The organism is Rhizobacter fulvus (genome assembly GCF_964020785.1).
Genome location: NZ_OZ224516.1, coordinates 2333530 through 2360147 on the forward strand (window position 1 = coordinate 2333530; position 26618 = coordinate 2360147).

The window sequence follows — 26618 nt, forward strand, 5'->3', positions numbered from 1 at the left end:
ACCTCAGCGCGCCGCTGCGCCGGCCGCGCTCAGCGGCGGGGCGAGCGGCGCGTCGAGTTCGACCAGCGCCGCATGCAGCGCCTGCGGCAGCGGTGTGTGCGGCACGGGGCCGATCAGCGCACGCAGTGCCGAATCGTCGAGCGCGTGCGGGCGCTGCCACAGGTAGCGCATCGTCTGCAGTTCGCGCCACATCGGGACGAACGGCGACACCAGTCGGATCAGCGTCCACGGGAGGTCGACGCGCCGCAGCGTGCGGCCGGTCTGGGCCTCGAACGCCCACTTGAAGTCCTCGCCGGTCAGTGTGTGGCCGGCGAAGTGCAGTCGCCGGTGACCGCGCAACTGCTGGCGGCGTTCCGCCACCTTCACGAAGGTTTGTGCCAGGTCCGGCAGGTAGGCCCAGGCGTGGGCGACGTCTGCGCGGCCGGGGTAGACGAACCGGTCCTTGCCGAGCTTGGACGCGAGTGCCATGTCGAACCACGTGCCCGGCCCCGGGCCACCGAAGAAGTCGCCGGCGCGGATCACGACGCTGTCGACACCGTCGAGCGCGGCGGCGGCCAGGCGCGCCTCCATCTCGATGCGGATCCGCGCCTTCGGCACGTCGCCACGTTCGGGCGTGTCCGGCGTCAGCACCGGCGGGAGGTCGCGGCCGAAGTTGTAGACGTTGCCGGGCAGCATCAGCAGGGCGCCGCTGGCGCGGGCCGCGGCGAGCGCCGCGTCGGCCAGCGGCAGCGCCAGGCGGTCCCACTCGGTATAGACCGGATTCAGCGCGTTGACGATTGTGATGCAGCCTTGGGCTGCGGCCGCCAGCGCGGTGTTGTCGGTCGCGTCGCACCGGACCGGCTGGATGCGGCTGTGCGTTGCGAGCGTGACCGGCAGGGGCTTGCGGGACTGGGCGCGCACGTGCCAGCCGGCCGAGGCAAAGGCGAGCGCCAGCAACTGGCCGATGCGACCGGCGGCGCCGAGGATCAGGACGGTGGATGACATGGCGGATCTCGCTGGATGGTGGATCGAATGACATGATTCTTGGACGCGGCGGCGCGATGCACAATCGACTCCGTTGCATGAACGTCATTCATCGATGAATAGCAAGATCGTCGGATCACCGGCTCGTGCCGAGCCGGACTGGAGTCTGCTGCGCGCGTTTCTCGAGGTCGCGACCAGCGGCTCGATGAGCCGCGCGGCACAGGCGCTCGGCAGCAGCCAGCCGACGCTGAGCCGGCAGATCGCGCAACTCGAGGCCCAACTCGGGCATGCGCTGTTCGAGCGCACGACGCGCGGCGTGCGCCTGACCGACGCGGGCACGGCCCTGCGCGAGCCGGCCGAGCGCATGCGCGAGCACGCGCAACAGCTCGCGATGGTGGCGGCCGGCCGTTCTCAGGCGCTGGCCGGCACGGTGCGCATCACCGCCAGCGAGATGGTCAGCGCCTACCTGCTGCCGGACATGCTGCGCGCCCTGCGCGCCACGCACCCGGAGATCCAGGTCGAACTGGTGGCCAGCAACGCGGTCGAGAACCTGCTCGAACGCGAGGCCGACATCGCGCTGCGCATGGGTCCGGCCGCAACAGGGCACGCTCATTGCGCGCCGCCTGCCCGACCAACCGCTGGCGCTGTACGCCCATGGCGACTACGTGCTGGCGCACGGCCAGCCGACGCCAGCGACGCTGGAGCGGCACGAATGGGTCGGCTACGACCGTTCGGACCAGATGCTGCGCGGCTTTCGCGACGCCGGGTTCCAGGTCGGCAAGAAGATGTTCGCCTTCCGCTGCGACAACCAGATCGTGGCCTGGCACGCGGTGCTCGCGGGGCTGGGGATCGGCGTCGGCATGGTGCGCGTCGCGGCCCTGTCGCCGCAACTGGTGCGGGTGCTGCCGAAGATCCCGGTGCCGCCGCTGCCGTTGTGGCTCACGGCGCACCGCGAGTTGCGCGGCACGCCGCGGCTCAAGCTCGTGTTCGACTTCCTTGCCGCGGCGTTCTCGTCCTCACGCTGAACTGCAGCGCCTGCCGTGCGCAGGGCCAAGCGCGGCCGCGCGCGCGTCCCGCGGGGCCGACTCCTACAATCGCCGCACCCCGCTTCAGGACGCTCCGATGATCTCTCGCGAACCCACGATCGAACGCCTGGCCGTTGCCCGCTCGCTGCTGCTCGAGCCGTTCGGCCTGAGCGAGGCCACGCTGGCCAAGGCGCTCGCGACGATCGCGACGCACCGCATCGACGACGCCGACCTCTACTTCCAGTACACCCGCAGCGAGGGCTGGAGCCTGGAGGAGGGCATCGTCAAGAGCGGCAGCTTCGGCATCGACCAGGGCGTCGGCGTGCGCGCGGTTGCCGGCGAGAAGACCGCGTTCGCGTACTCGGACGACATCACCGAGGCCGCTCTGATGGACGCCGCGACGACGGTGCGCACGATCGCCGCGGCCGGCCAGAGCCGCAAGGTCAAGGTCGGCACGAAGCAGAAGGTCGGCGCGAGCCGAGTGCTCTACGCGCCGATGGATCCGATCGCGACGCTGGACAGCACGCAGAAGGTCGCGCTGCTCGAGAAGGTCGAGAAGCTGGCACGCTCCAAGGACCCGCGCATCGTGCAGGTGATGGCGGGCCTGGCCGGCGAGTACGACGTGGTGATGGTCGCGCGCGCCGACGGCACCCTGGCCGCGGACGTGCGCCCGCTGGTGCGCCTGAGCGTCACGGTGATCGCCGAGCAGACGATCGGCGGCGAGTTGCGCCGCGAGGTCGGCTCGGGCGGCGGTGGCGGGCGCTTCGGCTTCGGCTACTTCCACGACGACGTGATCGAGGGCTACGTGCAGGACGCCGTCACCGCGGCGCTGACCAACCTCGAATCGCGGCCCGCGAAGGCCGGCGAGATGAGCGTGGTGCTCGGGCCGGGCTGGCCGGGCGTGCTGCTGCACGAGGCGATCGGCCACGGCCTCGAAGGTGACTTCAACCGCAAGGGCAGCAGCGCGTTCAGCGGCCGTGTCGGCCAGCGCGTCGCCGCCAAGGGCGTGACGGTGCTCGACGACGGTACCATCCCCGACCGGCGCGGCTCGCTCAACGTCGACGACGAGGGCAACGCCTCGCAGCGCAACGTGCTGATCGAGGACGGCATCCTGAAGGGCTACATCCAGGACTCGATGAACGCGCGCCTGATGGGCGTCGCGCCGACCGGCAACGGCCGCCGCGAGAGCTACGCCGCGGTGCCGATGCCGCGCATGACCAACACCTACATGCTGGGCGGCGACAAGACCAGGGAAGAGATCGTCGCCGGCCTCAAGCGCGGCCTGTACGCCACCAACTTCGGCGGCGGCCAGGTCGACATCACGAGCGGCAAGTTCGTGTTCTCGGCGAGCGAGGCATTCTGGGTCGAGAACGGCAAGATCCAGTACCCGGTGAAGGGGGCGACCATCATCGGCAACGGGCCCGATGCGCTGACCCGCGTCAGCATGATCGGCAACGACATGAAGCTCGACCCGGGCGTGGGCGTGTGCGGCAAGGAAGGGCAGAGCGTGCCGGTCGGCGTCGGCCAGCCCACGTTGCGCATCGACCGCCTCACGGTCGGCGGCACTGCCTGAGCACGGCGGGGGCGAGACGCTGTGCTACATTCGCGGCCATGAATTCCCGCGCCGTTTACTTCGCGTACTTTTGGAGCTCCCACCGCCCTGCGGCCGGAGAGGCCAGCGCACACGCCAAGTAAAGCGCCAAAGAATCTCCGAAAACCGCCGGGCTCACCCCCGGCGGTTTTTTTTCGCCTGCACGAACTCGAATCCCCCTTCAGGAGCAAAGCCATGACGAACAAGACGAACACCGCATCCGCCGAGGGTTGGTATGCGCACAGCGAACGCACCAGCCAGACCGACGACCAGCGGATCGAGGACGTGACGCCGCTGCCGCCGCCGGAGCACCTGATCCGCTTCTTCCCGATCGCCGGCACCCCGGTCGAGACGCTGATCGGCAACACCCGCGCTGCGATCCGCCGGATCATGCAGAAAAAGGACGACCGGCTGCTCGTCATCATGGGCCCCTGCTCGATCCACGACCCGGTCGCCGCCGCCGAGTACGCGCGCCGGCTGCTGGTGCAGCGCGACAAGTACAAGGACACGCTGGAGATCGTGATGCGGGTCTACTTCGAGAAGCCGCGCACGACGGTCGGCTGGAAGGGCCTGATCAACGACCCGTACCTCGACGAGAGCTATCGCATCGACGAAGGCCTGCGCATCGCGCGCCAGCTGCTGCTGGAGATCAACCGCTCGGGCATGCCGGCCGGCAGCGAATTCCTGGACGTGATCTCGCCGCAGTACATCGGCGACCTGATCTCGTGGGGCGCGATCGGCGCGCGCACCACCGAGAGCCAGGTGCACCGCGAGCTGGCGTCGGGCCTGTCGGCGCCGATCGGCTTCAAGAACGGCACCGACGGCAACATCCGGATCGCGATCGATGCGATCCAGGCGGCGGCGCGGCCGCACCACTTCCTGTCCGTCCACAAGAACGGCCAGGTCGCGATCGTCGAGACGCGCGGCAACAGGGACTGCCACGTGATCCTGCGCGGCGGCAAGGCGCCGAACTACGACGCCGCGCACGTGGCAGCGGCCTGCAAGGAGATCGAAGCCGCCAAGCTCGACTGCACGCTGATGGTCGACTGCAGCCACGCCAACAGCAGCAAGCAGCACGAGCGTCAGGTCGACGTGGCGCGCGACGTGGCCGCGCAGATGCGCGCCGGCAGCCGCTGCATCTTCGGCGTGATGGTCGAGAGCCACCTGCAGGCGGGCGCGCAGAAGTTCAGCGCCGGCAAGGACGACCCGGCCAAGCTCGAGTACGGCAAAAGCATCACCGACGCGTGCATCGGCTGGGAGCATTCGCTCGAGGTGCTGGACGTCCTCAGCGAGGCGGTGAAGTCACGCGCCGCGCTGAAGTGAATCGGCCCGCGGCGTCGGTAACCGACGTAATGGTGCGCAAGCGGACTGGCGCGGCGGCGGCCGAGCAGGTCCAATCGATCATCGCCGTTGGCGCCCGGAGCGGCGCATGGAACCTACGAGATGCCTGACAAGCTGGTTCGGCCGCTGCAAGTTGGCCTGTTGATGCTGCTGGCCGGGCTGCTCGCGACGGCGTTGCCGGCCGCGGCCGAGTTGTCGGCCGTCGACCGGGAAGCGATCGAGGCCGCCTTCGCGCGCGCCGACACCAACGGCGACGGCAAGCTGTCCCGCGACGAGGCGCAGCGCTTCCCCGAAATCGCTGCGCGCTTCGACGAGCTCGACCGCGACCGCGACAGCTTCCTGTCGTTCGCCGAGTTCGCGGTCGGCGCGACGCCGCCGGTCAAGCAGTAGGCTCAAGCGGCGGGTTCGTCGCCGGCGGTGTCGCGCGCGAGGCGCTCGCTCTTCCAGTACACGTCGTCGCCGCCCAGGCCGTCGAGGTTGGCCCGGTTCAGGACGCGCGCGAGTACGAACAGCAGGTCGGACAGGCGGTTCAGGTAGTGGCGCGGCTCCGCGCGCACCGCGTCGGCGGCCGTCAGCGCCACGACTGCGCGCTCGGCTCGGCGAGCGATGGTGCGCCCGACATGCGCGAGCGCCGCGCTGCGCGTGCCGGCCGGCAGGATGAACTCCTTCAGGCGCGGCAACTGGTCGTTGTAGTGCGCAAGTGCCTCGTCGAGCCGCAACACCGCGGCGGCCTTCAGCAGCTCGAAGCCCGGGATCGACAGCTCGCCGCCGAGGTTGAACAGCTCGTGCTGGATCACGACCAGCAGCTCGCGCACGTCGGCCGGCAGTGGCTCGGCCAGCAGCACCCCGAGCTGCGAGTTCAGCTCGTCGACATCGCCCATTGCCTGCACGCGCAGGTGGTCTTTCGGCACGCGCGTGCCGTCGCCGAGGCCGGTGGTGCCATCGTCGCCGGTGCGCGTCGCGATCTGGGAGAGTCGGTTGGCCATCGGCGGATGCTAGCGCGGCGCGTCGACCTTGGCACAATCGACATTCGGTCATGCCTCGCGTGGCCACGGAGACCCGCATGAACGCACCGCTGCCCGCCCACCTGTTGCCCCGCCTGGAGCCGCGTCCCGTGCCGGCCGCGATGTTGGCTGCGCTGCAGGCGCACTTCGGCGTGCGCTGCTCGACGGCGCTGGCGGTGCGCGAGCAGCATGGCCGCGACGAGTCGCCGATCGACGCGCCGCCGCCCGAGGCGGTGGTGTACTGCGAGAGCACCGAGGACGTCGCAGCGTTGGTCAAGCTGGCCGACCAGCATGCGGTGCCGGTGATTCCGTTCGGCGTCGGCTCGTCGCTCGAAGGTCATCTTCTCGCGGTGCAGGGCGGCATCAGCATCGACCTGTCGCGCATGAACAGGATCATCGCGGTGCAACCGGAGGACCTGACGGTGACCGTGCAGGCCGGCGTCACGCGGATGCAGCTGAACAACGAGATCCGCCACACCGGATTGTTCTTCCCGATCGACCCGGGCGCGGACGCGAGCCTGGGCGGCATGAGTGCGACGCGGGCCAGCGGCACGAACGCGGTGCGCTACGGCACGATGCGCGAGAACGTGCTCGGACTAACCGTGGTGACCGCCAGCGGCGAGACGATCCACACCGGCACGCGCGCGCGCAAGTCGTCCGCCGGCTACGACCTGACGCGCCTGATGGTCGGCAGCGAAGGCACGCTGGGCGTGATGACGGAGATCACGCTGCGCCTGTACCCGCTGCCCGAGGCGATCTCGGCGGCGACCTGCACTTTCCCCAGCATCGACGCGGCGGTGCGCACGACGATCCAGATCATCCAGATGGGCATTCCGATCGCACGCTGCGAGTTGCTCGACGCGCACGCGGTGCGCGCCGTGAACCGCCACGACAAGCTGAGCCTGCCGGAGTCACCGCTGCTGCTGATGGAGTTCCACGGCAGCGAGGCGAGCGTCGCCGAGCAGGCCGCGACGGTGCAGGACATCGCGAGCGAGTTCGGCGGCTCCGGCTTTCAGTGGGCGACGACGCCGGAGGAGCGCACCCGGTTGTGGACCGCACGTCACCACGCCTATTTCGCCGGCGCGCAGATGAAGCCGGGCTGCCGCACGGTGAGCACGGACACCTGCGTGCCGATCTCGCGCTTGGCAGAGTGCGTGACGACGGCCTCCGAGGCGGCCACTACCGCCGGCATGCAGCACTACATCGTCGGCCACGTGGGCGACGGCAACTTCCACATCGCCTATCTGGTCGATCCGACCGTGCCGGCCGAGCGCGAACTGGCCGAGCGGTTGAATCAGGAACTGGTGCAGCGGGCGATCGACGTGCAGGGCACCTGCAGTGGCGAGCACGGCATCGGGCTGCACAAGATGGATTTCCTCGTCAACGAGGCGGGCGCCGGTGCGATCGACATGATGCGCACGGTCAAGCGCGCGCTCGACCCGAAGAACATCATGAACCCCGGGAAGATCTTCTCGCTCTGACCGCGCGCTCAACTGGTCGGCGCCGGGACCGACAAGGTCTGCTGACTCGTCCCCGAACTGTCCACGCTCTCGAGGTGCACGCCGAAGCCCCACAGCCGCGCCACGTGCTTCAGCACCTCGTGCGAGCTCTCGTGCAGCGGGCGGTTGTTGTGGCGTGTGTGGCGCAGCGTCAATGAGCGGTCGCCGCGCAGATTCACGTTCCAGACCTGGATGTCGGGCTCGCGGGAGCTGAGGTCGTACTGCTTCGACAGCGCCTCGCGCAGCCGCTTGAACCCCGACGGGTCGTGGATCGCCGAGACCTGCAGGTTCTCGGCCTTTTCGTCGTCAAGGATCGCGAACAGGCGCAGGTCGCGCATCAGCTTGGGCGACAGGTACTGGCCGACGAAGCTCTCGTCCTTGAAGTTGCGCATCGCATGGTCGAGCGTCGGCAGCCAGGGCTGGCCGGCGAAGTTCGGGAACCACTCGCGGTCCTCGTCGGTCGGGTTCTCGCAGATGCGCTTGATGTCGGTGTACATCGCGAAGCCGAGCGCGTACGGGTTGATGCCGCTGTACGCGCGGTGCCCGACCGGTGGCTGGTAGATCACGTTGGTGTGCGACTTGAGCCACTCGATCATCACGCCATCGGTCAGATACCCGTCGTCGTACATCGTGTTCAGCAGGTGGTGATGCCAGAACGTCGCCCAACCTTCGTTCATTACCTGCGTCTGGCGCTGCGGATAGAAATATTGCGCGATCTTGCGCACGATGCGCACGATCTCGCGCTGCCACGGTTCGAGCAGCGGTGCGTTCTTCTCGATGAAGTACAGGATGTTCTCCTGCAACTCGGCCGGGAAGCGCTTGACCTCGGCGGCTTCGCCGGTCTTCTCGGCCTTGCGAGGCAGCGTGCGCCAGATGTCGTTGACCTGCGACTGTGCGTGTGCCAGTCGGTCCTTGCGACGCTCGAGTTCCTCGGCGAACGAGAGCTTGCTCGGGCGGCGATAGCGGTCGACGCCGTAGTTCTGCAACGCGTGGCAGCTGTCGAGCAGTTCCTCGACCGGGCCGAGGCCGTGCTTTTCCTCGCACTCGGCGATGTAGTTCTTCGAGTAGACGAGGTAGTCGATGATCGACGACGCGTCGGTCCACAGCTTGAAGAGGTAGTTGCCCTTGAAGAAGCTGTTGTGGCCGTAGGCGGCGTGGGCGATGACCAGTGCCTGCATCGCGGTCGTGTTCTCCTCCATCAGGTAGCTGATGCAGGGGTCTGAGTTGATGACGATCTCGTACGCCAGCCCCATGTGGCCGCGCTTGTAGTTCTTCTCGTTGGCGATGAACTCCTTGCCGTAGCTCCAGTGGCGGTAGTTCACCGGCATGCCGATCGACGCGTAGGCGTCCATCATCTGTTCGGCGGTGATGATCTCGAGCTGGTTCGCGTAGGTGTCGAGGCCGAAGCGCGCCGCAGTCGCGCGGATGGCCTCGTGATATTGCTCGATCAGCTCGAAGCTCCAGTCGCTCGGGTCCGGAAGCGGTGCGGCGGGGCGCGGGCCGGGCGGGCGCGGCGCCTGGAGCGGGCCGAACTCGGCCTTGCGGCGGTCGTGCGGATAAAGCGTGGGCGGCTCGACGCTGACGCGCCGCTCACCAGGGAACGTGCTCATGATGGTGCCCTTCTCATGCCGCCGCGCCTTCCTTCTTGAAGAGTTCGCGGAAGACCGGGTAGATCTGCGATGCCTGCGTGACCTTGCGCATCGCGAACGCCGGGTGGCTCTCCTGCAGGCGCGAGTACTCTTCCCACAGGTTTTGCTCTTCCTCCGCGACCTGAACGTACGCGAAATAGCGGCAGGCGGGCAGCAGGCTCTCGGTCAGGATCTCGCGGCAGCGGCCGCTGTCGTGGTGCCAGTTGTCGCCGTCGCTGGCCTGCGCGCCGTAGATGTTCCATTCGGTCGGCGAGTAGCGCGCCTTGATGATCTCGTCCATCAGCACCAGCGCGCTCGACACGACGGTGCCGCCGGTCTCGCGGGCGTGGAAGAAGTTCTCCTCGTCCACTTCCTGCGCCTGCGTGTGGTGGCGGATGAAGACCAGCTCGATCTTGTCGTAGTGCCGCGTCAGGAACAGGTACAGCAGGATGAAGAAGCGCTTGGACAGCTCCTTGCGCGCCTCGTCCATCGAGCCTGACACGTCCATCAGGCAGAACATCACCGCCTTGGTGGTCGGCACCGGCACGCGAACGCGGCTGCGGAAGCGCAGGTCGATCGGGTCGAGGTAGGGGATTCGCGACAACCGGTTCTTCAGCGCATCGATGCGCAGCATCAGGTCGTCGCGGTGCGCGTCGCGCAATTCGCTGGCGGGTTCGAGGAGCAGCGCGGCGAGTTGCTCCTCGAGTTCGCGCAACTCACCGCGCGAGCCCGCGCCGATGGCGAGCCGTCGTCCGATCGCGCCGCGCATCGAGCGCACGACGCTGAGGTTGCTCGGCGTGCCGTCGCTGACGAAGCCGGCGCGATGGCTCTTCCATTCGGGCGTCTCGGCGAGCTGCGTCTGCGTCATGCGTGGCAGCGCGAGATCGTCGAAGAAGATCTGCATGAACTCTTCCTTGGTCAGGTGGAAGACGAAATCGTCTTCACCTTCCCCGGAGTCGCCGGCCTCGCCCTTGCCGCTGCCCTTGCCGCCGCCGCCCTTGGGCCGCTCGATCTGGTCGCCGGTCACGTACTCCTGGTTGCCCGGGTGCACCATCTCGCGGGTACCGCCGGGGCCGTGGCCGAATACCGGCTCGGAGATGTCCTTCTTCGGGATGCGGATGTCTTCGCCGCGCTCCATGTCGCGGATGCCGCGGCCGTCGACCGCGCGCCGCACGGCATCGCGCACCTGCGCGTGGTGGCGACGCAGGAAGCGCTCGCGGTTGCCGATCGACTTGTTCTTGCCTGCGAGCCTGCGATCGATGATCTGCTGAAGCATGAATACTCCGTTGGTCGCCCCGGGCGGATCAGCTGCTCTTGCGCACCCTCAGGTACCACTCGCAAAGAAGACGGACCTGCTTGGCCGTGTAGCCCTTCTCGACCATCCGGTTGACGAAGTTCTCGTGCTTCTTGGCCTCGTCGGCGCTGGCCTTGGCGTTGAAACTGATGACCGGCAGCAACTCCTCGGTGTTCGAGAACATCTTCTTCTCGATCACGGTGCGCAGCTTCTCGTAGCTGGTCCACAGCGGGTTCTTGCCGGCGTTGCTGGCCCGCGCCCGCAGCACGAAATTGACGATCTCGTTGCGGAAGTCCTTCGGGTTGCTGATGCCGGCGGGCTTCTCGATCTTCTCGAGTTCGGCGTTCAGCGAGGCGCGATCGAACACTTCGCCGGTGTCGGTGTCGCGGTACTCTTGGTCCTGGATCCAGTAGTCGGCGTAGGTCACGTAGCGGTCGAAGATGTTCTGACCGTACTCGCTGTAGCTCTCCAGGTACGCAGTCTGGATTTCCTTGCCGATGAACTCGGCATAGCGGGCCGACAGATGTTCCTTGATGAAGCCCAGGTACTTCTGCTCGAGCTCCGCCGGGAATTGCTCGCGCTCGATCTGCTGTTCGAGCACGTACATCAGGTGCACCGGGTTCGCGGCGACTTCTGCCGGGTCGAAGTTGAAGACCTTCGAAAGGATCTTGAACGCGAAGCGCGTCGACACGCCGCTCATGCCTTCGTCGACCCCGGCATAGTCGCGGTACTCCTGGTAGCTCTTGGCGCGCGGGTCGGTGTCCTTGAGGTTCTCGCCGTCGTAGATCTGCATCTTCGAGTACAGCGACGAGTTCTCGGGCTCTTTCAGACGCGTCAGCATCGCGAACTGGCTCATCATCTTCAGCGTCCCGGGGGCGCACTTGGCGTCGACCAGGGACGAGCCGCGCAGCAGCTTCTCGTAGATCTTCACTTCCTCCGAGACGCGCAGGCAGTACGGCACCTTGACGATGTAGATGCGGTCGAGGAACGCCTCGTTGTTCTTGTTGTTGCGGAAGGTCTTCCACTCGCTCTCGTTGCTGTGCGCGAGCACGATGCCGTCGAACGGGATCGCGCCGAAGCCTTCGGTGCCCTTGAAGTTGCCTTCCTGCGTGGCGGTGAGCAGCGGGTGCAGCACCTTGATCGGCGCCTTGAACATCTCGACGAACTCGAGCAGGCCCTGGTTCGCCAGGCACAGGCCGCCGGAGAAGCTGTAGGCGTCCGGGTCGTCCTGCGCATAGGTCTCGAGCTTGCGGATGTCGACCTTGCCGACCAGTGCCGAGATGTCCTGGTTGTTCTCGTCGCCGGGCTCGGTCTTCGCGACGCCGACCTGCTTCAGCACGCTCGGCAGGCGCTTGACGACCTTGAACTTGCGGATGTCGCCGCCGTACTCTTCGAGGCGCTTGACGGCCCACGGACTGAGGATGCGCTGCAGGTAGCGCGCGGGGATGCCGTACTCCTTCTCGAGCAATGGCCCGTCTTCGGTCGGGTCGAACAGCCCGAGCGGCGATTCGTTCACCGGCGACCCCTTGATCGCGTAGAACGGCACGTGCTCCATCAACTGCTTCAGGCGCTCGGCGATCGAGCTCTTGCCGCCGCCGACCGGGCCCAGCAGGTAGAGGATCTGCTTCTTTTCCTCGAGGCCCTGGGCGGCATGGCGGAAGTACGAGACGACCTGTTCGATCGCGTCTTCCATGCCGTAGAACTCGGCGAACGCAGGGTAGATCTTGATGACCTTGTTCGCGAACAGCCGCGACATGCGCGGGTCGTTGCGCGTGTCGACGAACTTGGGTTCGCCGATCGCCTTGAGCATGCGCTCGGCGGCGGTCGCATACGCAATCGGGTTGCGCTTGCACTCGGCGAGGTACTCCTCGATCGAGAGTTCTTCTTCGCGGCTGCGTTCGAACCGAGCGGCAAAGTTGCTGATCACGTCCATGCTGACTCCTGGGTGGTTGCCAAGGAGACGTTGAAGCGGGCGATGCCTTCGGCTTCAACGTCTTGGGGAAGTTCTGATGAAACCCGGTGGGGCGCCATCAGAGCTTTCCGTTTCAGCGGAGCGGTGTGTGAATCAAGCTTCGTTCATTCTGCGCCAGGCGGTCCTTCGAGTACAAGGTTCAAGACCACCCTTTTCGATGGGCTCGCACAACAACAAATGTCGGTACGGGTGTTTAGCAAACAACGTGCCGATGCGCTGCCGGTTGACCCTGTTACGTCACAGAGCGCCGCTGGATGCATGAAGTTCCGTGCGACGGTTCTCAGCGTGGCGGCAGGCCGAGCTTGTGCAGCAACCCGGTGAGTTCGTCGAGCGAGCCGAAGGCGATCGCGACCTCGCCCTGTTCGCCGCGTTTGGTCCGCTTCTTCACGCGGATGTCGACCTGTGCCGTCAACGCATCCGACAGTTCCTGTTCGATGCGTTGCAGGTCGCGCGGCTTGTCGTGGCGCGAGCGCAGCAACGGCGTCTGACGGCCGGCGCTGCTGCTCGCGCTCGCGCGGGCGACCAGCTTCTCGGCTTCGCGCACCGAGAGCTTCTTCGAGACGATCGCGTTGGCGCTGAGGATCTGCTGTGCGCCGTCGAGCGGAAGCAGTGCGCGTGCGTGGCCCATGTCGATGTCGCCAGCCATCAGCATCTGCTGCACCGGCTCGGTCAGGTTCAACAATCGCAGCAGGTTGCTGGCCGCGCTGCGCGAGCGACCGACCGCCTTCGCCGCGAGTTCGTGCGTGAGGCCGAACTCGTCGGTCAAGCGCTTCAGGCCTTGCGCTTCCTCGAGCGGGTTGAGGTCTTCGCGCTGGATGTTCTCGATCAGCGCCATCGCCGCGGCGGATTCGTCCGGCACGTCCTTCACCAGCACCGGCACCTCGTCGAGCCCGGCCAGGCGCGCGGCGCGCGTTCGGCGTTCGCCGGCGATGATCTCGAAGCGGTCGCCGCCGACCGGTCGCACCAGGATCGGCTGCATCACGCCCTGCGCCTTGATGCTCTCGGCCAGCTCGTACAACGAGCCTTCGTCCATGCGCGTGCGTGGCTGGTACTTGCCGGGCTGCAGCTGCGCGAGCTTCAGGGTGTGCGGCACGCCGTCGCTGACCGTGGCGGGCGTGTCGCCGGCCTCTTTGACTCGCGGGCCGAGAAGCGCTTCGAGGCCGAGGCCGAGGCCTTTGGGTTTCTTGGTGACCATGCGCGGATTGTCGGTGATCAGTCGAGCAGGGTCCGCAGCAGGGCGCGACCCTGCGGCCAGTCGCCCAGGCCCGACTCGCCGTTCAGGTGACCGCGCGGGCCGGCGTCGAACGACTGCGCGCCCCAGTCGCTTGCGAATTGCTGTGCGCGCAATGCATCGCAATACGGATCGTCGCTGCTGATGACGACCACGCTCGCGAACGGCAGGCGCGTGCGGACGATCGGGCGCCAGCTGAACAGGTGCGGCGGCATGTCGTCCCGCTCGGCATCCGGCGGCGCGACCAGCAGCGCGCCGCGCGCCCGCGCCGTGTGCTGCGAGTGGGCCGCCCACGCGGCGACGAGCAGGCAGCCCAGGCTGTGCGCGACCAGCACCGCGGGCGTGTCGGACGCCAGCAGCGCTTCGTCGAGCCGCGCCATCCAGTCGCCGCGCCGCGGCCACTGCCAGTCGTCCTGTTGCACGCGGCGGTCGCCATGCAGCGCCTCCCAACGCGTCTGCCAGTGCGCGGCGTCGGAGTCGAGCCAGCCGGGGAGCAGCAGGATGCGGGGCGTGGTGGCATCGTCGGTCATGGGCGCTGGTTTATCCTTGCGAGTTGCTGTTTTGAAGGAGAAGGTGCCATGGCTTACCGCGCTTTTGTAGATGGCCAGGAGGGCACGACCGGCCTGCGCATCCACGAGTATCTCGCGCAGCGCGACGACATCGAGGTCCTGCGCATCGATGCCGACAAGCGCAAGGATGCTGCGGAGCGCGCGCGCTTGCTGAACGCGGCCGACGTGGCGTTCCTGTGCCTGCCCGATGCGGCGGCCAAGGAGGCGGCGGCGTTGGTCACCAACCCGAACACCTGCCTGATCGATGCCAGTACCGCGCACCGCACCGCGCCGGGCTGGGCCTTCGGGCTGCCGGAGCTGGCGCCGTCGCAGCGTCAACTCATCCGCGACTCGAAGCGCATCTCGAACCCTGGCTGCCATGCGTCGGCATTCATCCTGCTGCTGCGCCCGCTGGTCGATGCCGGCCTGGTGCCGCCCGGGCTGCCGATCTCGGCCAGTTCGATCACCGGTTACTCGGGTGGCGGCAAGAAGATGATCGAGCAGTACGAGGCCGGCGGCGACGCGCGGCTCGACGCGCCGCGCCCCTACGCGCTCGGCCTCGGCCACAAGCACGTGCCGGAGATGACGGCGCACACGGGGCTTGCCACGAAGCCGATCTTCCTGCCAATCGTCGGCAAGTTCTACAAGGGATTGACGGTAAGCGTGCCCTTACATCTTTCGCAGTTGTCGGCGAGCGCCACGCCGGAGTCGGTTCAAGCCGCGTTCGAAAAGCGCTACGCGGGCGAGCGCTTCGTCCGCGTGATGCCGTTGCGGGATGCGCCGACGCTGGAAGACGGCTTCTTCGACGTCCAGGCGTGCAACGACACCAATCGTGTCGACATCTTCGTGTTCGCCAACGACCACCAGCTGATCCTGATGGCCCGGCTGGACAACCTGGGCAAGGGGGCGAGCGGCGCGGCGGTCCAGTCGATGAACGTGCACCTCGGCGTGGACGAGTCCAAGGGGCTCTGACGCCCGCGGCGCCGCTCAGGCGGCAGAGGGATCGCGCGTGCGGTAGTGGTACGCGTAGCCATCGGTGAAGCCGAGGCGGTGGTACACGGCCCGGGCGGCGTGATTGTCGCCTTCGACCTGCAGGTAGGCGTGGCGCGCCCCTTGCGCCTGCGCTTCGACCAGCAGGTGGCGGCACAGCACGCCTGCGAGGCCTCGGCCACGCGCGGCGGGCGCGGTGAACACGTCGTACAGGCCGACCAGTTCGCCCTCGCGGGCAAACTGTCCGCAGGCGACCGCCTCTCCGTCCTCCTGCAGCTCGTACGCGCTGAAAGGCACCGGCGAGTTGATCAGACGTTCCGCTTGCGCTTGCTGCTGAGCGAGCGGCGAGCCGCGGAAACTGCCGACGCGGCGCGCGAAGGCGTGGGCGCCGATCGCCGTGATCGTGATGCCGCGTGCAGCCGGCCGCGCCGCGAGGCGGCCCAGCTCGCCGAGCACCATCACGCGGGTGTCATCGAAGCGGCGCATGCCTCGACTTTCGAGATGCGCGTCCAGCTCGGCAGGCCGCGTGAATGGGGTGATCCGCACGATCAGCGGCAGGCCGGCCTCGGCGAACACCGCTTCACAGACGGCGAGCCGCTCGACAATCGGCAGCCGTCCGTCGGCCACCGCGTTGATGCAGCGGGCCCGCTTGGCCTTGCCGGGCGAAAAGCGCACCAGCCACCCATCGACCCAGCGCTGCTGCGTGGGCGCGCTGGCATTCAGACCGGCGTCTTCGATTCGCGACAACAGGGAAAGAGCCGGACCGGAGGGGAGCGCCGAGGTGGGGCCGGGGGTCACGCGGCAACGCGCACCGGTGCGCCCAGGCGCTGCGACATTTCCTTCGCGAACTCGACGAACGCGATCGCGCCCTTGGACGCCGGGTCGAACACGACGCCCGGTAGCCCGTAACTCGGCGCCTCGGCCAGCCGCACATTGCGCGGAATCACGGTGTTGAACACCTTCTCGCCGAAATGCGCCTTGAGCTGTTCGCTGACCTGCTGCTGCAGCGTGATGCGGGGGTCGAACATCACGCGCAGCAGGCCGATGATCTCCAGATCGGGGTTGAGGTTGGCATGCACCTGCTTGATCGTGTTGACCAGGTCGCTCAAGCCTTCGAGCGCGAAATACTCGCACTGCATCGGCACGACGACACCGTGGGCGCTGCACAGGCCGTTCAGCGTCAACAGGCTCAGCGAAGGCGGGCAGTCGATCAGCACGAAATCGTAGTCGTCCCGCACCGCCTGCAGCGCCCCCTTGAGCCGGCCGTTGCGGCGTTCGAGCTCGACCAGCTCCACTTCGGCACCCGCCAGCTCGCGGTTGGCGCCCAGCACGTCGTAGCCCGCCTTGGTATGGACCTGACGAGCTTCCGCAATCGACGCGTTTTCGAGCAGGACGTCATAGACGGTCAGGTCCAGCGCGCGTTTGTCGACCCCTGAACCCATCGTCGCGTTGCCCTGGGGGTCCAGGTCGACCACCAGCACGCGCTTGCCGATTTGCGACAAACCCGCCGCAAGGTTGACCGTCGTCGTGGTCTTGCCGACGCCGCCTTTCTGATTCGCGATGCAGAAAATCCTGGCCATTGGCGCTCGAGAAAGGGGTTGGGAGGAGGGCGAGTGCCCCGGCGTAGAGGGGGAATTATAGGGAGAGCGGCACCCGCGACCGGCGCTGTTTCAGCCCTTGGGGCGCATCCAGACGATGCAGCGTTCGGCATCCAGGCCGGGCACCGCCAGTTGTTCCACGTGAAACACGTCGATGTCGGCCGGCAGGGACTCGATCTCCGCGGTCGGCGTCTTCCCCTTCATCGCGAGCCAGATTCCGCCGACGGCGAGCCGTGCCCGGGTCAACGCAATGAAGTCTTCCAGCGACGCGAACGCCCGAGCGGTGATCAGGTCGAACGGTGCGGTCACCAGGTTCTCGACGCGCGAATGCGCCGCATGGAGGTTCTTCAGCCGCAGCTCTCCGGCGACCTGCTGGACGAAGGCCGCCTTCTTGCCGACGGTATCGACACAGGTCACCTCGACCTCCGGGTTCAAGGCCGCGATGAGCACCCCGGGCAAGCCGCCGCCGCTGCCGACGTCCAGCACGCGCAGCGGGGAGGTGCCGACCAGGCGGCGCAGCGGTGCCATGATCGCGAGGCAATCGGCGAGATGGTGGGTCAGCATCTGCGCCGGATCCCGCACCGAAGTCAGATTGTAGTGGGCGTTCCAGCGCTGCAGCAGCGCCAGATAGCCGAGAAGGGTATCGGCCTGCTGCTCGGTGAGGTCCAGCGCAAGTTCAGCAGTGATGGTGCGCAAGGCGGGGCGCAGCGCCCCAGTCGTGGCAACCATCGCTCAACGCGCCGACGTTATCGACTCGGCGTCGGCAGGAGGCGTCGCGAAGCCCTTGAACTTGCCCTTCTTCAAGTGCACCAGCAGCAACGAGACCGCAGCCGGCGTGATGCCGGACAGGCGCGAGGCTTGGCCCAATGTCTCGGGGCGGTGCTTGGCCAGCTTTTGGCGGGCCTCGAACGACAGCGCCGTGACCTGCGCATAGTCGAGGTCATCCGGCAGCCGCAGCGATTCGAACGACCCGGCGCGCTCGACATCGCGGATCTGCTTGTCGATGTAGCCGGCGTACTTGATCGAGATCTGGGCCTGCTCGATCACCGAATCCGCCAGCGACACGCCGAACTCGGCTCGCAGTGTTTCACGTGAAACAGCGATGTCCGGGCGCGCGATGTGTGCAATCTCGGCCAGGCGGTCGAACTCGACATCCGGCCGCTTCAGCAGATCGGCCAGGCTGTACTCGTGCTCGATCGGTGCGCCCAGCAGGCGGGTGGCATTCTCGGCCGACAGGCTCGAAGGTTGTACCCAGGTCGACTTCATTCGCTCGGTCTCTCGCGCAACCGCATCCCGCTTCCGGTTGAACGCAGCCCAACGCGCGTCGTCGACCAGCCCCATCGATCGACCGGCCTCGGTCAGTCGCATGTCCGCGTTGTCCTCACGCAGCTGCAACCGGAACTCGGCGCGGCTGGTGAACATGCGGTACGGCTCGGTCACGCCCTTGGTGATCAGGTCGTCGACCAGAACGCCGAGGTAGGCCTGGTCACGCCGGGGCAGCCACGGTGCGTCCCCACGCACTTGCAGCGCCGCATTGATGCCCGCGAACAGACCTTGGGCCGCGGCTTCCTCGTAGCCCGTCGTGCCGTTGATCTGGCCGGCGAAGTAGAGCCCGCCGATCGAGCGCGTCTCGAACGACGCCTTCAGCTCGCGGGGGTCGAAGTAGTCGTATTCGATCGCGTAGCCCGGCCGCAGGATGTGCGCGTTCTCCAGCCCGGCCATGCTGTGCACCGCAGCGAGCTGCACGTCGAACGGCAGCGAGGTGGAAATGCCGTTCGGGTAGAACTCGTGCGTCGTCAGGCCTTCGGGCTCGAGGAAGATCTGGTGCGAATCCTTGTCCGCGAACCGGTTCACCTTGTCCTCGATGCTCGGGCAGTATCGCGGGCCGACGCCGTCGATCAGGCCGGTGAACATCGGGCTGCGGTCGAAGCCGGCGCGGATGATCGCGTGGGTGCGTTCGTTGGTGTGGGTGATCCAGCAGGGCAGCTGGCGCGGATGCTGCGACGCGTCGCCCATGAAGCTGAACACCGGCACCGGATCCAGATCACCCGGCTGTTCGGTCAGCACGCTGAAGTCGATGGTGCGGCCGTCCAGGCGCGGCGGCGTGCCCGTCTTCAGGCGGCCTTGCGGCAGTTTCAGCTCTTTCAGGCGGGCCGACAGCGCCACCGCCGGCGGATCGCCGGCGCGACCGGCGCTGTGGCTCTGCAAGCCGACGTGCACTTTCCCGTCGAGGAACGTTCCGGCAGTCAGCACGACCGCACGAGACTTGAAGCGAATGCCCACTTGCGTAATCGCGCCGGCGATCCTGTCCCCGTCGAGGATCAGGTCATCGCAGGCGCCTTGAAACAACCACAAGTTCGGCTGGTTCTCGATGCGCTGGCGGATCGCGGCCCTGTACAGGATGCGATCCGCCTGCGCGCGGGTTGCGCGCACGGCAGGACCCTTCGAGCCGTTCAGGATGCGGAACTGGATGCCGGCTTCGTCGGTCGCGGCCGCCATCGCCCCGCCCAGCGCGTCGACCTCTTTCACCAGGTGCCCCTTGCCAATGCCGCCGATCGACGGGTTGCAGCTCATCTGGCCGAGCGTCTCGATGTTGTGGGTCAGCAGCAGCGTGGCCGCCCCCATGCGCGCCGACGCGAGCGCAGCCTCGGTGCCGGCGTGGCCGCCGCCGACCACGATCACGTCGAATTCCTTCGGGAACAGCATCTCGTCTTGCCTATTTTTTGAGCACCCCGGATTGTAGGGAGTGCCCGCCGGCACGTCACGGTCAGGGGTGCCGCAGCATCTCGGTGTGCGGGATGCCGTCCTCGAGGTACGGCGCACCGACCGCGACGAAACCGAACCCGGCGTAGAAGCGCTCGAGCCGCGTCTGCGCCGAGATGCGGATGCCGCGGGCCGGATAGGTCTGCACGCACAGCGCCGTCGCCCGCCCGACGAGCTCGCGGCCCAGGCCGGTGCCGCGCGCCGCCTCGGTCGTGATCACGCGGCCGATCGAGGGCTCCGCGTACTTGCGCCCGGGGTGCACGAGCCGCGCGTAGGCGAGCGGCAGCGTCCGGTCGTCGCCCGCCCACGCCGCGAGGTGGTGCGAATGCGCATCGTGGCCGTCCGCATCCAGATAGATGCACTGCTGTTCGATCGTGAAGACCTGCTGGCGTGCGCGGTAGATCGCATCGAGCTCGATCACGCTCAGTTCGTCGAAGCGGCACCAGCGCCAGGCCGGCGGCGGCAGGGCGGGGCGGTCCATCACCGCACCGCCGCGCTGCGCAGGGTGCGCGCGACGAACCAGACCGAGGCCGCGGCGATCGCCGCGCACACCAGCAGCGGCGGCGCCAGCCGGTCGATGCCGAGCGCCTCGCCCTTCAGCACATGCGTCATCAGAACGTTTTGCGCGAGCGCCGGCACCCAGAGATACCAGGGCGATTCCTCACCGAGGCTGAACACGTTGATCAATGGCAGCAGCGAGGCCGCGAGCATCACGACGGTGGTGCTTGCCTGCGCCTCCTTGAAGGTCTTGCAGCGGATCGCCACCGCCATCAGCAGCGCCGATGCCGCGGCGGCGAACGGCAGCAGCACGACCAGGAACCGCAGCAGCTCCGGCACCCCGTACTGGAACATCGCCGCCAGCGTGTCGCTGCGCAGCAACCACTGGCCGGGCAGGAAGCTGGAACACGCCAGCACTGCGATCAGCATGCCGACGCTCGCGACCGCCCCCCACTTGCCGAGCACCAGTACCCAGCGCTCGGCCGGGTTCATCAGCAGCGGTTCCAGCGAGCCGCGCTCGCGCTCGCCGGCGGTGGTGTCGAGCGCCGCATTGAGCGCGCCGGTGAGTACCGCCATCAGCACGAAGAACGGCAGCATGCCGGTGATCTGCGTCGCGCGCGTCTGCGTGCTGGCCAGGTCGCGCTCGGCCACGCGCAGCGGCTCGAGCGCGTCGGGCGAGACGCCGCGCAGCGCCAGCGTCAGCAGCGCGCGTTCGCGGCTGAAGCCTTCGACCAGCCGCGCCGCGCGCGCCGCGCTGGCCTGCGAGCGCTGGTTGGCGCTGTCGGAGACGATCTCGACGATCGGCGCTTCGCCCCGCACCAGCGCCGCCTCGAAGTCGTCCGGCACCACGACGACCGCGTCCGCCAGCGTGGCCTTGCGCAGCCGCTGCTCGTAGTCGGCCGGCGCGGGTTTCACGGTGTAGGTCTGGCGGGCGATGAAGTTGACCAGCGTGGGCGCGCGTTCTAGGCCGGCGATCGCGACCTCGCGCTGTTCCGCATTCGCTTCCAGCGACGCCACCAGCGCCGAGATCGCCAGCAGCACCAGCGGCCCCATCAGCACCGACGACGCGAGCACGGTCAGCAGCGTGCGGCGGTCGCGCAGCGCGTCGACGATCTCCTTGCGGTAGATCGTCAGGACGGTCGCGAGGCGCTTCATGCCGCGGCTCCCTGCTGCGCCTGCTCCTCGGCGAATGCGAGCTTGACGAACGCCTCCTCGAAGTCGGTCTCGCCCGTCTGCGCGAGCAGTTCGTCGACCGTGCCGCTCGCCACCGTGCGCCCGTGCGCGACGACGACGACGCTGTCGCACAGCCGTTCCACCTCCTGCATGATGTGCGTGGAGAACACGATGCACTTCGCGCCGCCCGCGGGCGTGCGCAGCCAGCGCAGGCTCTCGCGCAGCGCGCGGGTGGCGAGCACATCAAGGCCGTTGGTCGGCTCGTCGAGGATGATGTTGGCCGGGTCGTGCACCAGCGCGCGCGCCAGCGCCGTCTTCATGCGCTCGCCCTGGCTGAAGCCGTCGGTGCGGCGATCGAGCAGCGCGCGCATGTCGAACATGCTGGCCAGCGACTCGGCGCGCGCGTCGGCCGCGTCGGCCGGCATGCCTTGGAGGCGGCCGTAATAGGCGATGTTCTCGCGCGCCGTGAGCCGCGGGTACAGGCCACGGGCGTCCGAGAGTACGCCCATGCGCGCAAGCGCTGCACGCGGGCGAGCGCTCACATCGATGTCATCCACCTGCATCCGGCCCGCATCCGCGGGAATCAGGCCGGCGAGCATCCGCAGCGTCGTCGTCTTGCCGGCCCCGTTCGGGCCGAGCAGGCCGGTGATGTGGCCGTCCGGGGCGTGCAGGTTGACGTCGCGTGCCGCGTGCACGATGCGGGGCGGCGTGCGCTTCAGCGCCAGCCGCCGCGCGCCGCCCGCCGGGGCCGAGAACGACTTGGCGAGGTGTTCGATGTGGATCATGGCTTTGCACGGCCCGCGTCGAGATCGATCGGGTGGAACACGCCGGGCCGCGGGATCGCCTTCAGGCAGCCGGCGTCGACCGCGGTTGCCGCCGCGTCCTCGGCCGCGTCGATGAAGCGGAACAGCACGTCGCGCGCGCAGCCGACGCCAAGCACGCTGTGGCCCGCGTTCGGCACGATCACGTGCTGCGCCGCCGGCCCGAGCGCCGCCGCCACGCGCGCGCCGTGGCGCGGCGGCGTGGCCGGATCGAGCCCGCCGCTGAGCAGCAGCACCGGCGTGCGCGACGGCGGGATCCGGTAGAACGCGTCCGGCACCGCGCCGCGCGGCCAGTCGGCGCACGCGCGCTGGTAGACCCGGGCCTGCGCGTTGCCGAAGTCGGCGCCCGGCGCGTCGGTGGCCTTGGCCACCAGCGGCATGTCCTCCGCGCAGACGACCGAGAAGTGCATGCCGATCGCCAGTTGCAGCCCGCGCCGCGAGCCGAGCAGCGAACCCATGCCGACGAGGCCCTCGTAGTGCCCGGCCTTCGCCGCGGTGATCGCGGCCGGGAGCGCGGCGGCCATCGCGGGGTTGTAGAGCGCACCGCGCACCGCACCGAGCACCATCTCGCGCGTCAGCGTGAAGTTCTCCCTCGCGCCGCTCAGCGGGTGCGGTGCGCTCACGGGCTTGGGCAGGCCGGCGAGCAGTGCCGCCCAGTCCGTGCGCAGCGTCGGGTACGAGGTGGCGCAGCCGGGCTCGCGTTCGCACGCGGTCAGCAGCGCATCGAGCGCGGCCTGCCCGTCGGTGGAGAAGCTGGTCGGCAACACCATGTCCGGTGGCGCGACCGAATCGAGCACCGCGCGGCGCACCGCGCCCGGGAACAGTCGCATGTACTCGAGCACCGCGCGCGTGCCGTACGAGACGCCGACCAGGTCGACCTGCGGCGCGCCGAGTTGCGCCCGCACCGCGTCCAGGTCGCCCATCGCCAGCGTCGTCGTGAAGAAGCCCAGGTCCTCGGGTGCCCGGATGTACGGCTTGTTCAGCAGCGCGGCTTTGCACTCCTGCAGCTGGCGCAGCTGCGCACCTTCGTCGGCCTGCTCGGCCAGACTCTCGCGCTTGGCATCGGGGCAGGTCAAGGGCGCGCTCTGGCCCGTCCCGCGCTGGTCGACGAAGACGATGTCGCGGCGGTTGTTGAGCCGAGTGAACAGCGGCATGACCTGCGGCGCCACGTCGATCGCGCTCTGACCCGGGCCACCGGCGATCAGGAACACCGGATCCGGCAGCTTGCGCCGCGCCATCGCGGGCACGACGACGTACTTGATGTCGATCTTCGGACCGTCCGGCCGCGCCGGATCGAGTGCGCGCGGCACCACGCCGCATTTGACGCTGTTGCGCAGCCCGGCGACGCGGCAGTCGACCAGCGACGACACCTGCGCCTGCACCGCGCCGGCCGCCAGCAGGCCGGCCAGCGCGAGCGCGCTGCACCGCACGGCCGCCCGCGTCATTCGCCGAGGAGGCGCTTGATCTCGCCGCTCTTGATCAGCCGCTCCAGGTCCGCAGCGCCGCCGATGAGGTTGCCTTTCACGAACACCATCGGAAAGGTCGGCCAGCCGGTCCAGGCCTTGAGCGCCCCGCGCGGCCGCCATTCGGCCAGGTAGCTGCCGTAGCCGAGGTAGTGGAATGGGATCGCCGCTTCCTCGAGCAGCCGCCGGGCGCGCCGGCAGTGCGGGTTGCCGGCCATGCCGACGACGAGCACCGGGTTCGACAGCGCCGCCGCGTTGACGTTGTGCACGATGTCCGCGTGCAGGTTCTCGACCTTGTCGCGGATCGCAGGGTGGAGGCGGGAGTCGTCGAGCGTCTGGCGGGGCATGGTGTCTCGGCCTTCCGTGGTCTGGAAAGCCGAGAGCCTAGCCTACACCGCGAGCGCGCCGCGCTGGAAGTCGGCCACGGCTTGATGAATCTCGGCGGTCGAGTTCATCACAAACGGGCCGTACTGCGCGATCGGCTCGTTCAGCGGCGCGCCGGCGACCAGCAGCACGCGGGCGTTCGACTCGGCGGTGAACCGCACGCCATCGGCCTGCGCGTCGTTCGCGAGAATCGCCATGCGCTCGCTTTCGATGCGCGCCGCGCTGTTGGCAGCCTGGCCGTCGCCGATCGTCACCACGCCGCCGCCGTACACGTACGCGAACGCGTTGTGCCCCGGAGGCAGCGCAGCCTCGAATGAGCGGCCGGCCGGCAGCACGATGTCGAGCACCAGCGGCTCGGTCGTCGGCCGCGTCACCGCGCCGGTCACGCCGAGCGCGCTGCCGGCGATCACGCGCACGCTGACACCGCCGTCGAGCGTCACCACCGGCACATCGGCCGGCGGCACGTCGCGGTAAGCGGGCGGCTGCATCTTGTCCTTTGCCGCGAGGTTCACCCACAGCTGGAAGCCGGCCATGCGGCCTTCGTCCTGCTCCGGCATCTCCGAGTGGATGATGCCGCGCCCGGCCGTCATCCACTGCACGCTGCCCGGCTCCAGCAGGCCGACGTTGCCGACGCTGTCCTGGTGCCGCATGCGGCCCTCCAGCATGATCGTCACGGTCTCGAAGCCACGGTGCGGGTGGCTCGGGAAGCCGCCGATGTAGTCGCTCGCGGCGTCGCTGCCGAAGGCGTCGAGCATCAGGAACGGATCGAGCCGCTTCTGCAGCGGCTGGGTCAGCACGCGGGTCAGCTTGACACCGTCGCCGTCGGACGTGGGTTGGCCGCGCACGAGCCGCTCGACCTGGCGCGAGCGCCGAAGCGTGGAAGAGGCGGCCGGGATGGAGGAGGTGGTGGTGTTCATGGGATCAATGTAGTGCCGCGTCCGCGCCACGCAAACGGCGGCGACTGCACACATCCTTCAAAGCGCTTGAACGGCCCGTCAGCGCGGTTGTCCGGAACGCGGTGTAATGCGGGTCCCCCGACTTCCGACTGACCGACCATGAAGCTCTACTACAGCCCCGGCGCCTGCTCGCTCGCCCCGCACATCGTCCTCAACGAAGCGGGCCTGCCGTTCACGCTGGTCAAGGCCGACCTGAAGACCCACACGCTCGCCGCCGACGGCAGCGACTACTACCCGGTCGCGCCCAAGGGCCAGGTGCCCATGCTCGAGCTCGACGGCGGCGATCGCCTGACCGAAGGCCCGGCCATCACCCAGTACATCGCCGACCAGGTGCCGGCCAAGAACCTCGCGCCGGCCAACGGGACGATGGCCCGCTACCGCCTGCAGGAGTGGCTGAACTTCGTCACCAGCGAGCTGCACAAGGGCATCGGCGGGCTGTTCAATCCGGCCATGCCGGAAGAGGGCAAGGCCGTGATCCGCGCCAAGGCGCTGTCCAAGCTCGAATGGGTCGACCAGCAGCTCGAAGGCAAGCAGTACCTGATGGGCGACGCGTTCTCGATCGCCGATGCCTACCTGTTCACGGTCACCAACTGGACCGCGCACACCGGCATCGACATCTCGAAGCTGAAGAACCTCGGCGCGTTCCAGGCCCGCATGGCGGCACGCCCGGCGGTGCAGGCGGCCATGAAGGCCGAAGGCCTGGTGAAGTGAGGGCAGCGGCGCGGCCGATCGTTGCCGCGCTGCTCGCATCGGCGGTCGGCGGCCTGGCGGTTGCCGCGCCGCCATCGCGACCCGACGTCGGCCGCCATGCGGCCGAACTCTGCGTGGCCACCTTGCCGATGCCGCCGAGTTGCGGCCCGGCGCAGGTCGATCTGCGCGCGGACGGCTCGCTGCGCATGCGCGTCGACGACATCGTCTACAACCTGAAGCTCCACAGCAGCCAGGTCGACGTGATCGTGATGCACCACGTGGTGCAGATCGACGAGTTCACCGCCCCCTACGAATGGCTCGGCCCGACGCTGCAGTTCGTCGACAACGACCGCCGCTCGCGCTACGAGGTTCGCTTCTCGTCCGCGAAGCGCTGATTCACCAGCGCTCCATGTAGGGGCGCAGATCGAGCTCGAAGGTCCACGCATCGCGCGGCTGCAGGTGCAGGTGCCAGTAGTTCTCGGCGATGTGCTCGGGGTTCAGGATGCCGTCCTGCTCCTTCAGCGCGTAGCGCTCGGGGAAGCTGCTGCGGATGAACTCGGTGTCGATCGCGCCGTCGACCACCACGTGCGCGACATGCACGCCCTGCGGCCCGAGCTCGCGCGCCATGCTCTGCGCCAGCGCGCGCAGCGCGTGCTTCGCGCCGGCGAACGCCGCGAAGTTCGCGGCCCCGCGAAGCGCCGCGGTCGCACCGGTGAAGATGATCGTGCCGCGGCCGCGCGCGACCATGCGCTTCGCGACCTCGCGCCCGTTGAGAAAGCCGCCGAAGCAGGCCATCTCCCAGATCTTGAAGTATTTGCGCGCGGTCTCGTCGAGCACGCTGCACGGCACGTTGGCACCGATGTTGAACACCAGCACCTCGATGGGGCCGATCTCGCGCTCGATCCGCTCGACCAGCGCGACCACTTCATCTTCCTTGCGCGCGTCGGAGCCGAAGCCGTGGGCCCGGCCACCGGCCGCGCGGATCGACTGCAGCAGCGGCTCGAGCTTGTCGGCCTCGCGGCGCGTCACGCAGGCGGTGTAGCCGCCGGCGGCGAAGCGCTTCGCGATCGTGCCGCCGGTGGCGTCGCCGGCCCCGATCACCAGCGCGACGCCGGGGCGGTCCGTGTCCGTGGTCATGCCCTGCCTCCTGGTTTGAAAAACGATCGTTCAGGCATTGACGGTAGGC

Annotated in this window: 26 protein-coding genes and 1 pseudogene; 9 read left to right on the forward strand and 18 right to left on the reverse strand. The window is 68.3% G+C overall.

The features are described from left to right. Positions 1–3: 3 nt before the first annotated feature. The gene (locus tag ACWH49_RS11120) at positions 4–984 is read right to left on the reverse strand and encodes an NmrA family NAD(P)-binding protein (RefSeq protein WP_448171521.1); all 981 of its coding nucleotides are present in this window, start codon (positions 982–984) and stop codon (positions 4–6) included. Between the two features lie 184 nt (positions 985–1168). Here ACWH49_RS11120 and ACWH49_RS11125 point away from each other — a divergent pair. From ACWH49_RS11125 to ACWH49_RS11145, 5 genes and pseudogenes are all read left to right on the forward strand, one after another. After that, positions 1169–1495 (forward strand): annotated as a pseudogene (locus tag ACWH49_RS11125) (LysR family transcriptional regulator); the annotation flags it as partial. Positions 1496–1607: 112 nt separating this feature from the next. Further along, on the forward strand, positions 1608–1988 hold the full coding sequence (locus ACWH49_RS11130) for a LysR substrate-binding domain-containing protein (RefSeq protein WP_448174342.1): 381 nt from the start codon (positions 1608–1610) through the stop codon (positions 1986–1988). A gap of 97 nt (positions 1989–2085) precedes the next feature. Continuing rightward, positions 2086–3561, forward strand: coding sequence for a metalloprotease TldD (gene tldD, locus ACWH49_RS11135; protein WP_448171522.1), 1476 nt, complete (start codon positions 2086–2088; stop codon positions 3559–3561). 213 nt (positions 3562–3774) lie between these two features. Continuing rightward, positions 3775–4902 (forward strand): 3-deoxy-7-phosphoheptulonate synthase, encoded by a 1128-nt coding sequence (locus ACWH49_RS11140; RefSeq protein WP_448171523.1) that lies wholly within the window; start codon positions 3775–3777, stop codon positions 4900–4902. 120 nt (positions 4903–5022) lie between these two features. Continuing rightward, a complete protein-coding gene (locus tag ACWH49_RS11145; protein WP_448171524.1) occupies positions 5023–5310 on the forward strand; it encodes a hypothetical protein in 288 nt (95 codons plus the stop codon). Between the two features lie 2 nt (positions 5311–5312). Here ACWH49_RS11145 and ACWH49_RS11150 read toward each other — a convergent pair whose 3' ends face one another. Further along, complete coding sequence (locus ACWH49_RS11150; RefSeq protein ID WP_448171525.1) at positions 5313–5906, reverse strand: cob(I)yrinic acid a,c-diamide adenosyltransferase; 594 nt, start codon at positions 5904–5906, stop codon at positions 5313–5315. 77 nt (positions 5907–5983) lie between these two features. Between ACWH49_RS11150 and ACWH49_RS11155 the strand changes: the two genes are divergently transcribed. Continuing rightward, positions 5984–7405, forward strand: a complete 1422-nt coding sequence (locus ACWH49_RS11155; protein WP_448171526.1) for an FAD-binding oxidoreductase — start codon at positions 5984–5986, stop codon at positions 7403–7405. An 8-nt stretch (positions 7406–7413) separates the two neighbouring features. On the opposite strand, the gene ACWH49_RS11160 is transcribed toward ACWH49_RS11155, so the two are convergent. The 5 genes from ACWH49_RS11160 to ACWH49_RS11180 form a co-directional block, all read right to left on the reverse strand. After that, positions 7414–9033, reverse strand: coding sequence for a SpoVR family protein (locus ACWH49_RS11160; protein WP_448171527.1), 1620 nt, complete (start codon positions 9031–9033; stop codon positions 7414–7416). Between the two features lie 13 nt (positions 9034–9046). Further along, positions 9047–10327: a YeaH/YhbH family protein gene (locus tag ACWH49_RS11165; RefSeq protein ID WP_448171528.1), complete on the reverse strand. Its 1281-nt coding sequence runs from the start codon at positions 10325–10327 to the stop codon at positions 9047–9049. Positions 10328–10355: 28 nt separating this feature from the next. After that, positions 10356–12278: a PrkA family serine protein kinase gene (locus ACWH49_RS11170; protein ID WP_056471355.1), complete on the reverse strand. Its 1923-nt coding sequence runs from the start codon at positions 12276–12278 to the stop codon at positions 10356–10358. A gap of 319 nt (positions 12279–12597) precedes the next feature. Beyond that, positions 12598–13512, reverse strand: a complete 915-nt coding sequence (locus ACWH49_RS11175) for a ParB/RepB/Spo0J family partition protein (RefSeq protein WP_448171529.1) — start codon at positions 13510–13512, stop codon at positions 12598–12600. 17 nt (positions 13513–13529) lie between these two features. Next, the gene (locus ACWH49_RS11180; protein ID WP_448171530.1) at positions 13530–14078 is read right to left on the reverse strand and encodes an RBBP9/YdeN family alpha/beta hydrolase; all 549 of its coding nucleotides are present in this window, start codon (positions 14076–14078) and stop codon (positions 13530–13532) included. A 48-nt stretch (positions 14079–14126) separates the two neighbouring features. On the opposite strand from ACWH49_RS11180, the gene argC reads away from it, so the two are divergent. After that, on the forward strand, positions 14127–15068 hold the full coding sequence (gene argC, locus ACWH49_RS11185; RefSeq protein WP_448171531.1) for an N-acetyl-gamma-glutamyl-phosphate reductase: 942 nt from the start codon (positions 14127–14129) through the stop codon (positions 15066–15068). Positions 15069–15083: 15 nt separating this feature from the next. Here the strand turns inward: argC and ACWH49_RS11190 are convergent, their stop codons facing one another. From ACWH49_RS11190 to ACWH49_RS11235, 10 genes are all read right to left on the reverse strand, one after another. Beyond that, positions 15084–15884 carry a GNAT family N-acetyltransferase gene (locus tag ACWH49_RS11190; protein ID WP_448171532.1) on the reverse strand — a complete coding sequence of 267 codons (801 nt, stop codon included), beginning with the start codon at positions 15882–15884 and terminating at the stop codon, positions 15084–15086. Further along, positions 15881–16666: a ParA family protein gene (locus ACWH49_RS11195; RefSeq protein ID WP_448171533.1), complete on the reverse strand. Its 786-nt coding sequence runs from the start codon at positions 16664–16666 to the stop codon at positions 15881–15883. The genes ACWH49_RS11190 and ACWH49_RS11195 overlap by 4 nt, the downstream gene beginning before the upstream one ends. Before the next feature lie 90 nt (positions 16667–16756). Next, entirely contained in the window at positions 16757–17413 is a 657-nt protein-coding gene (gene rsmG / locus ACWH49_RS11200; RefSeq protein ID WP_448171534.1) for a 16S rRNA (guanine(527)-N(7))-methyltransferase RsmG, read from the reverse strand. A 3-nt stretch (positions 17414–17416) separates the two neighbouring features. Then, positions 17417–19390 (reverse strand): tRNA uridine-5-carboxymethylaminomethyl(34) synthesis enzyme MnmG, encoded by a 1974-nt coding sequence (gene mnmG / locus ACWH49_RS11205; RefSeq protein WP_448171535.1) that lies wholly within the window; start codon positions 19388–19390, stop codon positions 17417–17419. Positions 19391–19451: 61 nt separating this feature from the next. After that, complete coding sequence (locus tag ACWH49_RS11210; protein ID WP_448171536.1) at positions 19452–19928, reverse strand: GNAT family N-acetyltransferase; 477 nt, start codon at positions 19926–19928, stop codon at positions 19452–19454. After that, positions 19928–21100 carry an ABC transporter permease gene (locus ACWH49_RS11215; RefSeq protein WP_448171537.1) on the reverse strand — a complete coding sequence of 391 codons (1173 nt, stop codon included), beginning with the start codon at positions 21098–21100 and terminating at the stop codon, positions 19928–19930. Before ACWH49_RS11215 ends, ACWH49_RS11210 begins: the two co-directional genes overlap by 1 nt. Then, positions 21097–21903 carry an ABC transporter ATP-binding protein gene (locus ACWH49_RS11220; RefSeq protein WP_082549362.1) on the reverse strand — a complete coding sequence of 269 codons (807 nt, stop codon included), beginning with the start codon at positions 21901–21903 and terminating at the stop codon, positions 21097–21099. The genes ACWH49_RS11215 and ACWH49_RS11220 overlap by 4 nt, the downstream gene beginning before the upstream one ends. Further along, the gene (locus tag ACWH49_RS11225) at positions 21900–23384 is read right to left on the reverse strand and encodes an alpha/beta hydrolase (RefSeq protein ID WP_448171538.1); all 1485 of its coding nucleotides are present in this window, start codon (positions 23382–23384) and stop codon (positions 21900–21902) included. The genes ACWH49_RS11220 and ACWH49_RS11225 overlap by 4 nt, the downstream gene beginning before the upstream one ends. Beyond that, complete coding sequence (locus ACWH49_RS11230; protein WP_056471321.1) at positions 23381–23749, reverse strand: glutaredoxin; 369 nt, start codon at positions 23747–23749, stop codon at positions 23381–23383. The genes ACWH49_RS11225 and ACWH49_RS11230 overlap by 4 nt, the downstream gene beginning before the upstream one ends. 42 nt (positions 23750–23791) lie before the next feature. After that, positions 23792–24703, reverse strand: a complete 912-nt coding sequence (locus ACWH49_RS11235) for a pirin family protein (RefSeq protein ID WP_448171539.1) — start codon at positions 24701–24703, stop codon at positions 23792–23794. A 138-nt stretch (positions 24704–24841) separates the two neighbouring features. Here ACWH49_RS11235 and gstA point away from each other — a divergent pair, with 138 nt between their 5' ends. Both gstA and ACWH49_RS11245 read left to right on the forward strand, forming a co-directional pair. Further along, entirely contained in the window at positions 24842–25453 is a 612-nt protein-coding gene (gene gstA, locus ACWH49_RS11240; protein ID WP_448171540.1) for a glutathione transferase GstA, read from the forward strand. Next, the gene (locus tag ACWH49_RS11245) at positions 25450–25827 is read left to right on the forward strand and encodes a hypothetical protein (RefSeq protein WP_448171541.1); all 378 of its coding nucleotides are present in this window, start codon (positions 25450–25452) and stop codon (positions 25825–25827) included. The genes gstA and ACWH49_RS11245 overlap by 4 nt, the downstream gene beginning before the upstream one ends. A gap of 1 nt (position 25828) precedes the next feature. On the opposite strand, the gene ACWH49_RS11250 is transcribed toward ACWH49_RS11245, so the two are convergent. Beyond that, positions 25829–26569 carry an SDR family oxidoreductase gene (locus tag ACWH49_RS11250; RefSeq protein ID WP_448171542.1) on the reverse strand — a complete coding sequence of 247 codons (741 nt, stop codon included), beginning with the start codon at positions 26567–26569 and terminating at the stop codon, positions 25829–25831. Positions 26570–26618: the final 49 nt, after the last annotated feature.

Coding starts and splice junctions, on each gene's coding strand:
- ACWH49_RS11120 (WP_448171521.1), bottom strand. CDS start 984: ATGTCATCCACCGTCCTGATCCTCGGCGCCGCCGGTCGCATCGGCCAG.
- tldD (WP_448171522.1), top strand. CDS start 2,086: ATGATCTCTCGCGAACCCACGATCGAACGCCTGGCCGTTGCCCGCTCG.
- ACWH49_RS11140 (WP_448171523.1), top strand. CDS start 3,775: ATGACGAACAAGACGAACACCGCATCCGCCGAGGGTTGGTATGCGCAC.
- ACWH49_RS11145 (WP_448171524.1), top strand. CDS start 5,023: ATGCCTGACAAGCTGGTTCGGCCGCTGCAAGTTGGCCTGTTGATGCTG.
- ACWH49_RS11150 (WP_448171525.1), bottom strand. CDS start 5,906: ATGGCCAACCGACTCTCCCAGATCGCGACGCGCACCGGCGACGATGGC.
- ACWH49_RS11155 (WP_448171526.1), top strand. CDS start 5,984: ATGAACGCACCGCTGCCCGCCCACCTGTTGCCCCGCCTGGAGCCGCGT.
- ACWH49_RS11160 (WP_448171527.1), bottom strand. CDS start 9,033: ATGAGCACGTTCCCTGGTGAGCGGCGCGTCAGCGTCGAGCCGCCCACG.
- ACWH49_RS11165 (WP_448171528.1), bottom strand. CDS start 10,327: ATGCTTCAGCAGATCATCGATCGCAGGCTCGCAGGCAAGAACAAGTCG.
- ACWH49_RS11170 (WP_056471355.1), bottom strand. CDS start 12,278: ATGGACGTGATCAGCAACTTTGCCGCTCGGTTCGAACGCAGCCGCGAA.
- ACWH49_RS11175 (WP_448171529.1), bottom strand. CDS start 13,512: ATGGTCACCAAGAAACCCAAAGGCCTCGGCCTCGGCCTCGAAGCGCTT.
- ACWH49_RS11180 (WP_448171530.1), bottom strand. CDS start 14,078: ATGACCGACGATGCCACCACGCCCCGCATCCTGCTGCTCCCCGGCTGG.
- argC (WP_448171531.1), top strand. CDS start 14,127: ATGGCTTACCGCGCTTTTGTAGATGGCCAGGAGGGCACGACCGGCCTG.
- ACWH49_RS11195 (WP_448171533.1), bottom strand. CDS start 16,666: ATGGCCAGGATTTTCTGCATCGCGAATCAGAAAGGCGGCGTCGGCAAG.
- rsmG (WP_448171534.1), bottom strand. CDS start 17,413: ATGGTTGCCACGACTGGGGCGCTGCGCCCCGCCTTGCGCACCATCACT.
- mnmG (WP_448171535.1), bottom strand. CDS start 19,390: ATGCTGTTCCCGAAGGAATTCGACGTGATCGTGGTCGGCGGCGGCCAC.
- ACWH49_RS11210 (WP_448171536.1), bottom strand. CDS start 19,928: ATGGACCGCCCCGCCCTGCCGCCGCCGGCCTGGCGCTGGTGCCGCTTC.
- ACWH49_RS11215 (WP_448171537.1), bottom strand. CDS start 21,100: ATGAAGCGCCTCGCGACCGTCCTGACGATCTACCGCAAGGAGATCGTC.
- ACWH49_RS11220 (WP_082549362.1), bottom strand. CDS start 21,903: ATGATCCACATCGAACACCTCGCCAAGTCGTTCTCGGCCCCGGCGGGC.
- ACWH49_RS11225 (WP_448171538.1), bottom strand. CDS start 23,384: ATGACGCGGGCGGCCGTGCGGTGCAGCGCGCTCGCGCTGGCCGGCCTG.
- ACWH49_RS11230 (WP_056471321.1), bottom strand. CDS start 23,749: ATGCCCCGCCAGACGCTCGACGACTCCCGCCTCCACCCTGCGATCCGC.
- ACWH49_RS11235 (WP_448171539.1), bottom strand. CDS start 24,703: ATGAACACCACCACCTCCTCCATCCCGGCCGCCTCTTCCACGCTTCGG.
- gstA (WP_448171540.1), top strand. CDS start 24,842: ATGAAGCTCTACTACAGCCCCGGCGCCTGCTCGCTCGCCCCGCACATC.
- ACWH49_RS11250 (WP_448171542.1), bottom strand. CDS start 26,569: ATGACCACGGACACGGACCGCCCCGGCGTCGCGCTGGTGATCGGGGCC.